This is a genomic window from Clostridium amylolyticum (assembly GCF_900142075.1).
Lineage (GTDB): Bacteria > Bacillota > Clostridia > Clostridiales > Clostridiaceae > Clostridium_AA > Clostridium_AA amylolyticum.
Window position 1 is genome coordinate 63,207 of the sequence record NZ_FQZO01000011.1, and the last position, 14,663, is coordinate 77,869.

12 protein-coding genes are annotated in these 14,663 nt (G+C 31.3%); all 12 read left to right on the plus strand.

Annotation, left to right across the window (positions count from 1 at the left end; all coding sequences use genetic code 11):
* The first annotated feature begins 148 nt into the window (after positions 1-148).
* The 12 genes from BUA82_RS18590 to uvrA all read left to right on the plus strand — a co-directional run bounded on the left by BUA82_RS18590 (position 149) and on the right by uvrA (position 14,623).
* Positions 149-2,092 (plus strand): BglG family transcription antiterminator, encoded by a 1,944-nt coding sequence (locus BUA82_RS18590; RefSeq protein WP_083600026.1) that lies wholly within the window; start codon positions 149-151, stop codon positions 2,090-2,092.
* A 45-nt stretch (positions 2,093-2,137) separates the two neighbouring features.
* Positions 2,138-2,746 (plus strand): RDD family protein, encoded by a 609-nt coding sequence (locus tag BUA82_RS18595; RefSeq protein ID WP_073012093.1) that lies wholly within the window; start codon positions 2,138-2,140, stop codon positions 2,744-2,746.
* Positions 2,747-2,800: 54 nt separating this feature from the next.
* A complete protein-coding gene (locus BUA82_RS18600; RefSeq protein ID WP_073012097.1) occupies positions 2,801-3,127 on the plus strand; it encodes a PTS sugar transporter subunit IIA in 327 nt (108 codons plus the stop codon).
* A gap of 41 nt (positions 3,128-3,168) precedes the next feature.
* The gene (locus BUA82_RS18605) at positions 3,169-3,492 is read left to right on the plus strand and encodes a PTS sugar transporter subunit IIB (RefSeq protein WP_073012100.1); all 324 of its coding nucleotides are present in this window, start codon (positions 3,169-3,171) and stop codon (positions 3,490-3,492) included.
* An 87-nt stretch (positions 3,493-3,579) separates the two neighbouring features.
* On the plus strand, positions 3,580-4,935 hold the full coding sequence (locus BUA82_RS18610; RefSeq protein WP_073012102.1) for a PTS sugar transporter subunit IIC: 1,356 nt from the start codon (positions 3,580-3,582) through the stop codon (positions 4,933-4,935).
* Positions 4,936-4,948: 13 nt separating this feature from the next.
* Positions 4,949-5,476: a GrdB-related putative oxidoreductase gene (locus BUA82_RS18615; protein WP_341430618.1), complete on the plus strand. Its 528-nt coding sequence runs from the start codon at positions 4,949-4,951 to the stop codon at positions 5,474-5,476.
* A gap of 70 nt (positions 5,477-5,546) precedes the next feature.
* Positions 5,547-6,503: a glycosylasparaginase gene (locus BUA82_RS18620; RefSeq protein ID WP_073012105.1), complete on the plus strand. Its 957-nt coding sequence runs from the start codon at positions 5,547-5,549 to the stop codon at positions 6,501-6,503.
* A gap of 7 nt (positions 6,504-6,510) precedes the next feature.
* Complete coding sequence (locus BUA82_RS18625; protein WP_073012108.1) at positions 6,511-7,629, plus strand: Sapep family Mn(2+)-dependent dipeptidase; 1,119 nt, start codon at positions 6,511-6,513, stop codon at positions 7,627-7,629.
* Positions 7,622-8,368, plus strand: coding sequence for a copper homeostasis protein CutC (locus BUA82_RS18630; protein ID WP_073012111.1), 747 nt, complete (start codon positions 7,622-7,624; stop codon positions 8,366-8,368). Before BUA82_RS18625 ends, BUA82_RS18630 begins: the two co-directional genes overlap by 8 nt.
* Before the next feature lie 100 nt (positions 8,369-8,468).
* A complete protein-coding gene (locus tag BUA82_RS18635; RefSeq protein WP_073012114.1) occupies positions 8,469-9,563 on the plus strand; it encodes a DUF871 domain-containing protein in 1,095 nt (364 codons plus the stop codon).
* Positions 9,564-10,072: 509 nt separating this feature from the next.
* On the plus strand, positions 10,073-10,906 hold the full coding sequence (locus BUA82_RS18640) for a MerR family transcriptional regulator (protein ID WP_073012117.1): 834 nt from the start codon (positions 10,073-10,075) through the stop codon (positions 10,904-10,906).
* Positions 10,907-11,023: 117 nt separating this feature from the next.
* On the plus strand, positions 11,024-14,623 hold the full coding sequence (uvrA, locus tag BUA82_RS18645) for an excinuclease ABC subunit UvrA (protein ID WP_073012120.1): 3,600 nt from the start codon (positions 11,024-11,026) through the stop codon (positions 14,621-14,623).
* Positions 14,624-14,663 lie beyond the last annotated feature (40 nt).

Here is a 14,663-nt window from a genome sequence, read left to right on the forward strand (position 1 = left end):
CCTATTTTTACGTCTTATGTATAATTTGAAAAAGTTCTAGGTTAAACCAGTTACGTAGAACTATATCATGATTATTGGTTTTTCTTAATTTCCTAGCACTAGGAAATCTATTGGAGGAAAGACACAAGATATTAATATATAATCAGAGATGAAAATATTAATCACAGGAGGAGGTAATAAGGTGCTAAATAAAAGACAGGATAGAATTATTTCATTTATGCATAATAGTCAAAATTGGATTTTAGGTAAAGAACTAGCGAATGTATTAGGAGTGTCTGATCGCACTATCCGAAGCGATATTGCTTATATTAATAAGTCCTATGGTTATGAGCTGATTGAATCTAATATAAGGCTTGGATACAAAATAAATGAGGATAATTTTCAAAGTCTAGATATTAAAACAGTGGAGATAATTCCTCAAACTTCGGAGGAGAGATGTAATTACATCATTAAGGAATTATTGTTTGAACGAAATGATATTAATTTAACACTTTTGCAAGATAAAATTTTTGCTTCCAGTTATTCTATTGATAATGACATTAAAAAAATAAGAAAAATGATAGAACCATATGATAGTTTGCAACTTATAAGGAGTAAAAATTATATACTTTTGACGGGTAAGGAAGAACAAAAACGTAAATTGTATAAGGATCTATTGGAAAATGAGATAAAGGGAAATCTTTTAAACTTAGATAAGATAGCTTCTTTTTATAAAGACTTCAATTTAATTGAAATAAAAGATATTTTAGAAGATACATTTAAAGAATATGACTATCATATTCGAGATCTGACCTTTACTATGATTATAATGCACATTGGAACTGCGCTAGAACGCATTATAAGGCATAAATTTATTAAAACAGATCGAAGTACTGAAAAATTAAAAGATAGTTTGGAATATAAAATCGCACAAACATTCTTTGAAAAGGTATCAAAGAAGATCAGAATTAAAATTGTTGAAGATGAAATCGTTTTATTGGCTTTATTATTAGTAGGAAAAAGGAATACTTCTTACACAGATGATGTGGCAAAGCAGCAAATTGATTATTTGATTCCTGATGTACTAAAAGAAATATTTGATGACATAAAAAAGATGTTTGACGTTGATTTTAGCAGTGATAATGAACTTAAGAACGGACTAGAAATGCATATTGCTTGCTTACTAGAAAGGTGTAAGAAGAACATTGAAGTTGATAATATGTATCTGCAACAAATCAAACGAAACTATCCATTGGTATTTGAGATGGGGGTTAAGGTTTGCGAGTTATTAGAGGAAAAACTCCATATTCATATCAAAGAAAATGAGATTGCGTTTATTGCTCTACATTTAGGAGTTGCCTATGCTAGAACAAATTATGTATATAAGTATAAAGTGGTAATGATTCATCCTCGGGATCAAGTTTTATCCAATTTATGTATGGAGAAGATTACCAATAGATTTGGTGATTGTATGGAGATTATCCAGTGCATGGGCTTCTTTGAAAAAAGCACAATTGTTGATTTAAATCCAGATTTAATCATAACAACGCTTCCACTAAAACATGACTTATGCACTATGACAGTATATATTTCTTTATTTATGAATTATAAAGACGAAAGTAAAGTTTTTCAAGCATTAAATAACTTAGATAGGATTAGGTGCTATGCAGATTTTAAACTTCTAGTATTAAAGCTTATAAAGAAAGAGTTTTTTTATACAAATCTTGCTGCAAATAGTCCTGATGAGGTAATAACAAAAATGTGTAGTAACTTAAAAGAAAAAGGATATGTCACCGAAGATTTTGAAAGCGGTGTACTGCAAAGAGAAAAGACCTCTGCAACTTCTTTTGATTATGGATTAGCAACCCCCCATAGTCTAAACGAAATGTTCATAAATCAGTCTGTTTTAAGTATTGCAATCTTAGATAAACCAATTAAATGGGGAGATTTTAATGTACGACTTATTATTCTCTTTGCTATTAATAGAGGGGATTATAAATTATTAAAGATATTCTTTGATTGGCTAAGCAATGTGATTTCTAATTCTAACGAGTTTGCTAAATTATTAGAAGTAAATAATTATAAAGAATTCATAGATCATGTTTTAAAATAAATATTTAATCATTAAAAAATATAAATTTAAATGGAAGGTGAAAATATGAAAAAGTTCATTAAATCAGCTAATGAAAGTAAATCTCCAATTTCTTATGATGTACCAATTTGGAAACGCTTAATAGCCTATATGTTAGATTGGTATTTAGGAAGCCTCTTTACATCGTTACCTATGATAATGATATATATGAAAGTAACAGACACTCAAGAATTAAATGTGAATTTATTTCAATATCCGGAACAATATTGGTTGTTAGCGGGAGGGCTAGGACTATTATTTGCCTTTTTTTATTACGTCTTTGTACCATTAACCATTTGGAATGGACAAACTCTAGGCAAACGTTGGTGCCATTTTAAAATTGTTAAAACAGATGGTAAAAATGTGGTGTTTAAAGAATTGTTTTTTAGACAAGTTATCGGTATTTTTTTAGTGGAGGGAGCTCTTATTTTTCCTAGTAGCTTATTACGACAAATCTTATCATTGGCAAGTAATATAAATTTTATTACCCCATTAATGTACCTGGGCATTGCTGTGAGCATTATATCAGTATTATTTGTTTTATTTAGAAAAGATCATAAGGCTATTCATGATTTAATTTCTAACACCAGGGTGATTAGCACTGTAATGCTTCCTAGCAATAGGAAAGAGATTTAAAGTAGAAAGCTATTTTGAAAATATATAATAGAAATATCAGGAGGTAGGACAACAATGGATGAATTAGAGCTAGCATGTTTTCAAATTATATCAGCAGCAGGTATAGCCAAAAGTAGCTATATTGAAGCAATTAAGGAAGCTAAAAAAGGTAACTTTAACAAAGCAAGACTTTGTATAGACGAGGGTGACGTAAATTACACACAAGGTCATAATGTTCATTCAAAGCTAATCCAACAAGAAGCAGACGATAAAAAAATAAACTTTAATTTGTTACTATTACATGCAGAAGATCAATTAATGTCAGTTGAAACCTGCAAAATAATGGCTAGTGAGTTAATTGAGAGTTACGAACGTATTGTTGCATTAGAAAATAGAAGATAGTTGATACAGTTAGTAAATAAATATGGAAGGAGGGAAATTATATGAAAAAAATTTATTTGTTTTGTAGTAATGGAATGTCTACAAGTATATTAGCAAGCAAAATGCAGGCTGCAGCTGATGAGAACTCATTACCAATTGAGGTTAAAGCATATCCACATAAGGATTTGGATGAGATTATTAAAAGCTTACACCCTGATTGCATTCTGCTTGGACCACAAGTTAAGTATTTGTATGAAAAGACTGTAAACGATTTTGGAGGAACTGGTATTCCAATCGCAGTTATCGATCCAACTGATTATGGTATGATGAATGCTAAAAAGGTTTTAAAGAATGCAATTAATCTAATCAAGGCTTCAAAGAAATAACTTTGCAACAGTATAATTTGGTGATTATTTTATTTTTCTATGAAAAATAAATGCTTAATTTCAATTATTACTAAGGGGGAAAAAAATATGCTTAAATGGTTAGAAAAAGTATTGCTTCCACTGGCTGAAGCAATCGGCAGAAACAAATATTTAATTGCCATACGTGATGGATTCTTATTATCAACGCCATTATTAATTGTAGGATCATTATTTTTGCTTATTGCAAACTTCCCAATTCCAGCATGGATCAATTGGATAGAGTCTGTACCAGTAAATGGGGTTACATTAGCTCACTATTTTGGCAAACCTGCCGATGCAACATTTGCAATTATGGCTATATTTGCTGTAATGGGTATTGGTTACTCATTTGCTAAGCAGATGAAGGTAAATCCTCTTTTTGGAGCGGCAGTATCTATTATGTCTTGGTTTTTAATTATGCCCTATGGTGTATCTGGAAAAGTTGCAGTTGATGGCTTAGAGGGTAAAGTTGATGTTTTTTTAAGAGGGGGACTTCCTCTTGGATGGGTAGGTGCTAAAGGAATATTTATTGGTATTATTTGTGCCATCTTAGCAGTACATATATATTCTTTTGCGGAGAGAAAAGGATGGACTATTAAGATGCCAGATGGTGTTCCACCTACTGTGGTGCAATCCTTTGCAGCCTTAATACCTGCAGGTCTTGTAATGACTGTATTCTTTGCAATTAACTTAATATTTGGTTTCTTTAAAACTGACGTTTTTACAATTGTATTTAAATTCTTACAGTTACCACTGATGAATTTAGGCGATACATTAGGTGCTATGGTTATTGCATATATCTTTTTGCACTTATTCTGGTTCTTTGGAATAAATGGTGGTTCTGTAGTGGGTGCTGTATTCAATCCTATTCTTCAAACATTAACTGCGGAGAATTTAGAATTCTTTAAAACTGGTGTTGGACAAGGGCATATTATCAATCAGCAATTCCAAGATTTATATGCTACATTTGGTGGATGCGGTTCTACATTATCACTAGTAATTGCTATGTTGCTTTTCTGTAAATCTAAACGAATTAAGGAACTTGGCACATTATCGCTAATTCCAGGTATCTTTGGAATTAACGAACCAATCGTATTTGGTCTGCCAATAGTTTTAAACCCATTGATGCTGATTCCATTTATGATAGTTCCCACTATTAACATTGTTATCTCATATATTGCTATGGCTTTGAAATTAGTTCCTATAACTAATGGTATTAATATTCCGTGGACAACCCCGGTAGTTATTTCCGGTTTCCTAGCCACAAACTGGGTAGGTGCACTGCTTCAAGCCGCATTATTGGTTTTAGGTGTGCTTATATATATGCCTTTTATTAAGATTATGGATAAGCAATATTTAACTGAAGAAACAAAGGGAATTGAAGATGATGATTCTTTAGAAGATTTATCATTTGATGACCTATAGGAGATGATTACAAATGTCAATTAAAATCATGATGATTTATGATCAAATTCAAGCTGGTGCAGGTACTAAAGACGATAAAATGGTACCACTAGGTACAAAGAAAGAACCTGTAGGGCCAGCAATCATGATGGAACCATTTTTAAAGGAAATTAGAGGCAAAGTCATTGTTTGTCTTTATTGCGGTAATGGCACTTATTTAACTGATCCAGACGAAGTATCCAGAAAGTTTTGTGCCATGGTAAATAAAGTTAAGCCTGACGTGGTAATATGTGGCCCTGCTTTTAATTACATAGATTATGCTAGTATGGCAGCAAGAGTTGCTTATGATATTATTCAAACAACAAAAATACCAGCTTTAGCTGCAATGTCAGTTGAAAATGAGGAAACTATTGCTAATTATAAAGATAAAGTTAATATCGTAATTACTCCTAAAAAAGGTGGAACAGGACTGAATGATTCATTGCGTAATATATGTCTATTAGCTGAAGCTTTAGTTAATAAAGAAGATGTTACATCTTTAGCGGATAGAATTTGTTTTTAATTGAAAAAACCACTAACTTGATTAGTGGTTTTTCACATTATATTATTTTTACATAAAGGAGCAAATTGATATGTATGGAATGATTGCAACATGGCGTATGGCTTTTGAAGGTGTTACAAAGGGCACAGAAATACTGAAGCATGGAGGACATGCAGGGGATGCTATTGAAATTGCAATTAAAGAAGTAGAAAACTTTGAATTTTATAAGTCTGTAGGCTATGGCGGTCTACCTAATGAAGACATGGAAGTAGAATTAGATGCTGCATATATGGATGGCACTACATTTGATATTGGAGCCGTTGCGGCAATTAAGGATTTTGCAAATCCAATCAGTATTGCAAGAAGATTAAGTAAAGAGGAGGTAAATAATTTATTAGTGGGAGAAGGAGCGGAAAAGTTCGCTCATAAAGAAGGTTTTGAACGTAAAAACATGCTCACAGAGCGCGCTAAAATTCACTATCATAACCGTGTTAAAGAAGTAAAAGAACTTCAGCTAAAACCATATAGCGGTCATGATACTGTTGGAATGGTCTCCCTTGATGTAAATGAAAATATGATAGCTGGTACCTCAACAAGCGGTCTATTTATGAAAAAAAAGGGAAGAGTGGGCGATTCGCCTATTTGCGGTTCCGGGTTCTATGTAGATTCTAAAGTAGGGGGAGCTAGTGCTACAGGATTAGGAGAAGATTTAATTAAGGGATGTATTTCCTATGAAATTGTACGTTTAATGAAAGAAGGTCATCACCCTCAAGAGGCTTGTGAAATCGCTGTAAATAATTTAGATGAAGAACTAAAAATAAGAAGAGGAAAAGCAGGAGATTTATCATTAATTGCTATGAATAATAAAGGAGAATGGGGAGTTTCTACTAACATTGAGGGATTTTCCTTTGTTGTTGCTAATCAGTTTCAAGAGCCAACGGTATATTTGACAAAAAATATCAATGGCAAATGCATTCATGAAGAAGCTAGCCAGGAATGGTTATACAATTATATGAAAACAAGAACTGCACCTTTAGTTAGAAAGTGAGCTTATAATGAAAGATACCATTTTGAAAAAAGTTGATGAGTTAAGAGAACAAATAATTTCTGATATCATTGAAGTGGTAAGAATTGAAAGCGTAGAAGGCGAGCCAGAGACAGGAATGCCATTTGGCAGAGGTATCAATAATTGTTTAAATAAGGCCTTGGAAATCGCTTATAAACTTGGCTTTCAGGTGAAAAATCTAGATGGATATGCAGGTTATGCTCAATTAGGTAAAGGCGATGATTATATTGGTGTAATAGGACATCTAGATGTTGTGCCGGTAGGTGATGGATGGATTAAACCTCCATTCAGCGGCTATATTAAAGAAGGAAGAATTTATTCAAGGGGAATTTTAGACAACAAAGGACCAATAATGTCATGTTTATATGCCTTATATGCCTGTAAAGAATGTCAGGTTGTTTTTAATAAACCAATCCGCATAATATTTGGGACTAATGAAGAAACTGGAATGAAAGATATTGAGTATTACCTGCAGAACGAAAGACCGCCGCTTATGGGGTGGACTCCAGATTGTAAATACCCTGTAGTTTATGGTGAAAGAGGCAGAGCAAAATTAAAAATATTAGGCGATCAAGCAGCTCTAAATGAATTTTTCAATTTTGTAACAAAATATTTTTTGAAAAGTAAGAACACTGGAGATCGGTTAGGTATTGACTACTTTGATAATGAATTCGGTAAGATGCAGATTCGTGAATATGGACTAAGTATGGAGAAAGACAGGTGTGTATTTGATTTTGTTTTAAGCTATCCCGCCAGTACAACTGTTTCCCAAATTATGTCGCAAATAAAATCAAAAATGCCAGAAGACTTATCATTAGTATTGGTTCATAACTATGATCCAGTAAAATTTAATAAAGATTGCTTTTTAGTAAGAAAACTTAAAGAGGCTTATGAGGAAGTAACTGCATTTGATGGAACACCAGTTACTACAACAGGCGGAACCTATGCAAAATCTATGCCTAATATTGTTCCGTTTGGTCCAAGCTTTCCTGGACAAAAAGGAATTGGGCATAATCCTAATGAATGGATGGACATAGAAGATATTATAATGAACACAAAAATCTATGCATTGAGTTTTATAAAGTTAGCGGGTGAAGATTGTGAATAAAGTAGTAGAGATATGTTGTGGAAGCTATTATGATTGTTTACAAGCATATAAAGGAAAAGCAGATAGAGTAGAATTAAACAGTGCTTTATATATGGGAGGATTGACACCTAGCATTGCAAGTCTTGCCCTGACAAAAAAGAATACGCAGTTAAGGGTTATTTGTATGGCAAGACCAAGAGGGGCTGGGTTTTGCTACGGAAAAGAAGACTTTGAAACACTATTACTGGATATAAAGACTATGATGGAGTTTGGGGCAGATGGAATTGCCTTTGGATGTCTTGATGATACAGGCAATATCAATATTGAGCAAACAAAAGAAGCTATTGATTTAATTAAGTTTTATGGAAAAGATAAAGAAGTAGTATTTCACCGAGCTTTTGATTGCGTAAGTAATCCTTTTGAAGCAACTGAAACTTTGGTAAAGCTAGATGTAGATCGTATTCTGACTAGTGGATTAGAATCAAAAGCTATTCAAGGAATAGAACTGCTTAAAGGCCTGCAGATGAGCTATGGAGATGAAATTCAAATAATGGCAGGCAGCGGAATTAATGCAAACAATGCCAATAAGATTATGGAGTATACTGGCATAACACAAATACATAGTTCTTGTAAGTCATGGCTAAACGATAAAACTACTACAAAAAATAATGTTAGTTATGCTTACAGCAATAATGAGTATGCTTATGATGTAGTAGATTCTAAACTAGTTGAAGAGTTAGTTAAAGTAACTCACAAATAGCATAGAAAACTTAGAACGGTAATTTTGTGTATAAAAATAGGGAAATTATTGGCTGTATATATTTAATAAGGTTTTAAAACTGAAAGGTAGGGATTTTATAATGCATAGAATGGGTATTTCTCTTTATCCGGAACACTCAACAGAACAAATAGATTATGAGTATATGAAACTAGCTGCAAAATATGGTTTTAATCGAATTTTTACATGCCTTTTGTCAGTAAGAGAATCAACAGAAATTGTGATTGATAAATTTAAAAGATTTATAGAACAGGCACATAATCTTGGATTTATCGTTGCGGTAGATACGAATATATCTGTATTTTCCAAAATGGGAGCTACACCTTATGATTTAAAGATATTTTCTGACATGAAAGTAGATATTATTCGCCTAGATGGGCATTTTGGTGAAATGGAGGACATAGCAATAACGCAAAATCCTTATGGAATAGCAATTGAATTTAATGGAAGTTCAAACATAGCTTTGGATTTAATGATTGAAAGAGGTGCAAATACACATAACATGATTGTGTGCCATAATTTCTATCCTCAGAAATATACAGGACTTGGATGGAATAAGTTTATGGAGTTTACTAATAAATACAAAGCATTAGGCCTTTCTGTTGCTGCATTTGTTTCCAGCAATAATGATAAGACTTTTGGACCTTGGCCTGTATATGAAGGACTTCCTACTTGTGAGATGCATAGAGAATTACCTATAGATTTACAGGTAAGACATCTGCTTGCAACGAATAAAATTGATGATATTCTAATTGGAAATGCCTATGCAACTGAGGATGAACTAAAAGCAATATCGCAAGTTAATAAAACAAAAATTACATTCAAATTGGAGTTGGCAGATAATATTACAGAAGAAGAGGAAAACATCATATATAACTATCCTCATTTTGGTAGGGGTGATGCCTCAGATTATATGACTCGCAGCAGTATGCCAAGGTTAGATTATAAAAACAAAAGAATTCCTTACCGAAAGTATGATAAAGATTTCTTCCATAGGGGTGATGTGGTAATAGTTAATGATAATTTACCCCATTATCGTGGGGAACTAGAGATTGTTACAAAAGACATTTCTAATGATGGTCAAAGAAATTTTGTTGCCAGAATACCTGAACAGGAGTTAATTTTATTAGATTTATTGAAACCTGAATATCCTTTTGGATTTATCAAAATAAAATAGTTTTTATTAACTGTTGCTCTTGTGCTTTTTTACTATTTATGGTTAATAAATCAAGTGTATCTATAATAGATCTATATTAATATAATTACCACAGAAATTATTTTTTGACTTTTCAACTTCCTGTAATATGCTGATGTATAGAGTAGAGGAAGAGAACAAAGATAAAAGAATGACAAAACTTACTGGGCAAATACAACAACTGCGTAGCTGTTGCATACACCATGAAACCCCTGGACTAATTTAATTAGTTGGGGTTTTTTATATGTATAAGTTTAGAATAAGTAAGAGTGAACCGTACCATAAATAAGCGAGGCTTTTATTAAAATTGGATGAGGTTAACTTCACTAAATATATTTATTATAATAAAAGCAAGTCAAAAATTTGTTATCTAATTTGTAATTTATTTAACAAATTTATATAGTTAAGGTTATAGAGTAGAAAATTATAGATTACAATTTAGGTATATGGGTTATATATAATTGCATAAATGTATTTGGAGGAAGAGGCAAGTGTTTAGGATTGGAGAATTTTCAAAATTAACTCAAGTTTCTATTAGAATGTTAAGATATTATGATGACGTTGGTATTTTAAAACCAGCTAAAATTAATAATGAAAATGGATATAGAATGTATTCAGTAGAACAAACAAAAGTTTTAAGTAAGATAATCTTTTTAAGAGACATAGGGTTTAGTACTGAGGAAATTTCTCATGCATTAAAGCATTGGGATAGTGAATCTTTAAAGAAAGAATTTAGACGTAAAGAAGAAGTTATTAAAGAAGCAATAAGGATTGAAGAGCAGAAGTTAGAGAAATTAAGAGGAGCAATGTGGGAAATAGATGATAATAAGGATTTTAACTATAATGTCGTGATAAAATCTATTCCATTTTATAATGTTATTTCAATTCGGAAGATTGTACCAAACTATTTTTCAGAAGGTGAACTTTGGCATTTATTATGTGAACATATTAAAAAAGAAAATTTAAATATAAAAGATAGTAACCATAGCTTTGCCATATATCATGATAATGAATATAAAGAAATAGATGTAGATATTGAGGTATGCATAGTAACAGAAGAAAAGGGAATAGAAAAAGATGGAGTTAGTTTCCGTAAAACAGAAGCTTTTGATTTGGTTGGAGCTACAATGGTTTATGGGCCTTATGAGAATATTTCAGGTGCATATAAATCATTTGTGAATTGGTTTGATGAAAATAATCAATATGAAATAAGTGGACTGAGTATGCAGGTATGCCATAAAGGACCTTGGAATGAGAAAAATCCAAAAAATTATTTAACAGAAATACAGATACCCATTAGAATTAAGTCACAATCAAAAAAGTAATGGATTAGTTTATGCTTGTTCATTGTTTTTTTGATTATGACTAAATAAAAAATATTGACTCTCACATTATGGTAGGGATTATTATCAGTAATATATCAATGGCAAAGGAGAGTTTTTATGAATAGGAATGAGTATTTTAATGTTTATGAAATAGGGAGAGTCGAGGGAAGAAATAAAATAGCAATAAATAAAAGTTTCATTAAGGGATTAAAACACTTATCTTCATTTAGTCATATAATTATTATTTTTTCTAAGGAGCTTATGCAAAAAACTATTGAAATAAATAATATAGATGGGAAAACAGGAATAATTACTTTTAATGAGGACAATGATTTAGAAGATAATGTTCCTGTTTATGATATAAAACCATATTTTCCTTGTGAAGATAGGGTTAAGGAAAGTTTTAGCCCTAAGATAAAAGGAGCAGACAATAAAAAAGTTTTTGTAAATTCCAAGAATGAGATCGCAGCAATTGGAAACCTTAAAAAAATAAATGGAGAAGATTTTATTTATATAGGAAATGATTTTGAAAATATCTATGAAGAATTAAGGGGATATTCTCATATAAAGATAATGTGGTGGTTTAGTAGATTTGATGAAGCAAAGTATAGAAGGGCAACTGAATGCGATCCACCTTATGAAAATGCGCCTAGAACAGGAATTTTTGCATCAAGGTCACCAGTAAGACCTAATCCTATAGCACTTACAACAGCTCAAATATTAGAGTTTGATAAAAGTCTAAAAAGAATCAAAGTAAGCAAGTTAGATTCTTTTAACAATACTCCATTAATTAAAATATTCCCATATATAGCTGTTAATGATAAAGCTGAAGTATGTAGTGTTCCTGACTGGCTTAAGCATTGGCCAGAATGGGTGGAGGAGTTTGAAGAAGAGAATACTTCACAGCTTTATATAAAGGAGTCAAGTCTTGATATAATCAAAAAGTATTCTCATAATAATATAAATAAAAAGAAAAAAGATTTTTATAAAAATCAGTATACAGATGACAAAAAAGCTGAAGGCATTGTAATAAAAGGTGCAAGACAGAATAATCTTAAAAATATTGATGTTACAATTCCATATAATAAAATAACAGCAGTAACAGGAGTTAGTGGAAGTGGAAAATCAAGTTTGATATTTGATACATTGTATTCAGAAAGCCAAAGAAGACTTATGGAAAGTATGGGCAATTTAGCTAATGATGCATGCAGAGAAAAACCAGACTTTGATATGATAAATGGCCTGCCACCAGCAATATCAATTTCTCAGAAAAGTATTTCTAGAAATCCACGTTCTACAGTAGGGACTATAACAGAGATTTATGGTTATTTAAGAAATATATTTTCAACTATTGGTATAAGACATTGTCCTAATTGCGGTAGTGCTATCATTCCTCTTTCTAGCCACGAAATTTATGAAAAGTTAATGGAATTACCAACGAATACAAGGATTTCAATAAAACCATATAATAATGAAGAGTTATCTTATAAACCTGTAATTAATGAAAACTTAGTTTATGAGCATGTAATTGGTGGAGAAGAAAATATGCTTAAAAATATAGAAGAAGCATTGAATATAGGAAATGGAGCAATTTATGTACTAATTAATGATTATGAAAAGATATTATTTCAAGAAAAGCAAATGTGTTATGAATGTAAGCATCTTATGTTTGAGTTAACTCCATCTACTTTTAGTTATAATAATCCAGATTGCATGTGCCAAGTATGTAATGGGTTAGGTATTCATAGAGAGATAGATTGTAGTTTAATTGTTTCTAAACCAGATAAATCAATTTTTGATGGAGCATCAAGGTTATGGGGAGATTTAAGAAAATTTAAAGAAAATCCTAATGCTAACTGGTCAAAAGGTGAAGTATTAGCATTAGCAGGAGATATGAATGTTGATTTAGAACTGCCATGGTGCGAGTTGCCACAAGAATTAAGAGAAAAAATAATATGGGGCACTGAAGATGAAATTACATATGTATATAAAAATAAGAATGGTAGAAGTGGTGAAATCACAAGGAAAGTTGAAGGTGCTTATAATTATATAAAGCGCTTATATGAGAATGGCAGTAATGAGTCTATAAAAAGAATTGCTGATGAGTTTATGAAGGAAGATATATGTAATAGCTGTAATGGTGAAAGGCTTAATAGAGAAGGAAGAAGTGTTGAAATATTAGGGGTAAGATATTCAGTTGTAGCAGCAATGACAATTGATGAGCTAAAGAAATGGATTGAAGAATTGCCAGATGCATTGCAGGAAAGTGAATTAAATAAGATTGAGCCATTATTAAAAAAGCTTTATAGAAAAATTGATTTATATATAAAAATGGGCCTTAACTATTTAGCTTTGAATCGTTCAGTAGCAACATTATCAGGTGGTGAACTTCAGAGATTAAAAATAGTTAAGCAATTAAATGGTGAAATTACTAATATGCTTTATGTTTTAGATGAACCATCAACAGGACTTCATCCCAAGGATTATGATAAGCTTATTATGATTATAAAAGAACTTAAAGACTATGGAAATACTGTTGTTATCGTAGATCATAATAAGGAAATTATAAAGTGTGCTGATTATATTATAGATATAGGTAAAGGTGCAGGAATAAATGGTGGTAATATAGTTGCGCAAGGGACAGTCATTGAAGTTATGGATAATGAAAGTTCAGAAACAGGAAAATATTTATGCAATGAAAAGACAATAGAAATTGAAAAATTAGAATTAAGTGATAAGTGGATTAAAATAGATGGAGCTAGAGGTAATAATTTAAAAAATATAGATATTAGACTTCCGATTGGAGCTATTACATGTATAACAGGTGTTAGTGGTTCGGGGAAAAGTACGTTAGTTTCTAAGGTTATTTATCCAGTTTTAATAAATAAATTAGAAGGGAAAGATGATATAAGCAGATTTTGTGATTATATTTCAGGAGAAAATCATGTAAAGCAAATTATTTATGTTGACCAAAGGCCAATAGGACGTACTTCTAGATCAAATATAGCAACATATGTTGGACTTATGGATGAAATAAAAAAGCTTTTTGCTTCCACAAATGCCGCAAAAACCCGAGGGTATAAAGATAGTAAGTTTAGTTTTAATAGCAAAGATGGTGGATGTGAAAAATGCAATGGTGATGGTAGTATTTGCAATCATATTTCTTTTATGGAAGACATTTGGACCACTTGTCCAGTTTGTAAAGGAAAGAAATATAAAAATGAAGTATTAGAGATAAAATATAATGGGAAAAATATATATGAAGTTTTAGAAATGACTGTAGAAGAAGCCTTAAATTTCTTTATAGAACAAAGAAAGGTATATAAAATTTTAGAAACATTATTTGAAGTAGGCTTAGGATATATAAAATTAGGACAAAGTGCAACAACGCTATCTGGAGGAGAAGCACAAAGAATAAAATTATCAAAGGAATTATGTTTAAATCAATTAAGTGATTGCATATATATTTTTGATGAACCAACTTCAGGGTTACATTTTTCAGATATTCAAAACTTATTAGTTCTTTTTAACAAGATAAGAAATAATGGTAATACTATTTTAATTATAGAGCATAATTTAGACGTTATTAAAAATGCAGATTGGATAATCGATTTAGGTCCTGAAGGTGGAGCTTTAGGAGGAAATGTTATAATGCAAGGTACAGTAGCAGATTTACTTGGTGTAGATTATAGTTATACAGCTAGGGCTTTAAAATAGTAAATCATAACTTCATATGTAACATTTAAGACAGAGGAGA

Excerpts from the sequence above, each read along its gene's own strand:
- uvrA (WP_073012120.1), top strand. The coding sequence starts at position 11,024 with ATGAATAGGAATGAGTATTTTAATGTTTATGAAATAGGGAGAGTCGAG.
- BUA82_RS18590 (WP_083600026.1), top strand. The coding sequence starts at position 149 with ATGAAAATATTAATCACAGGAGGAGGTAATAAGGTGCTAAATAAAAGA.
- BUA82_RS18595 (WP_073012093.1), top strand. The coding sequence starts at position 2,138 with ATGAAAAAGTTCATTAAATCAGCTAATGAAAGTAAATCTCCAATTTCT.
- BUA82_RS18600 (WP_073012097.1), top strand. The coding sequence starts at position 2,801 with ATGGATGAATTAGAGCTAGCATGTTTTCAAATTATATCAGCAGCAGGT.
- BUA82_RS18625 (WP_073012108.1), top strand. The coding sequence starts at position 6,511 with ATGAAAGATACCATTTTGAAAAAAGTTGATGAGTTAAGAGAACAAATA.
- BUA82_RS18635 (WP_073012114.1), top strand. The coding sequence starts at position 8,469 with ATGCATAGAATGGGTATTTCTCTTTATCCGGAACACTCAACAGAACAA.
- BUA82_RS18615 (WP_341430618.1), top strand. The coding sequence starts at position 4,949 with ATGTCAATTAAAATCATGATGATTTATGATCAAATTCAAGCTGGTGCA.
- BUA82_RS18620 (WP_073012105.1), top strand. The coding sequence starts at position 5,547 with ATGTATGGAATGATTGCAACATGGCGTATGGCTTTTGAAGGTGTTACA.
- BUA82_RS18605 (WP_073012100.1), top strand. The coding sequence starts at position 3,169 with ATGAAAAAAATTTATTTGTTTTGTAGTAATGGAATGTCTACAAGTATA.
- BUA82_RS18610 (WP_073012102.1), top strand. The coding sequence starts at position 3,580 with ATGCTTAAATGGTTAGAAAAAGTATTGCTTCCACTGGCTGAAGCAATC.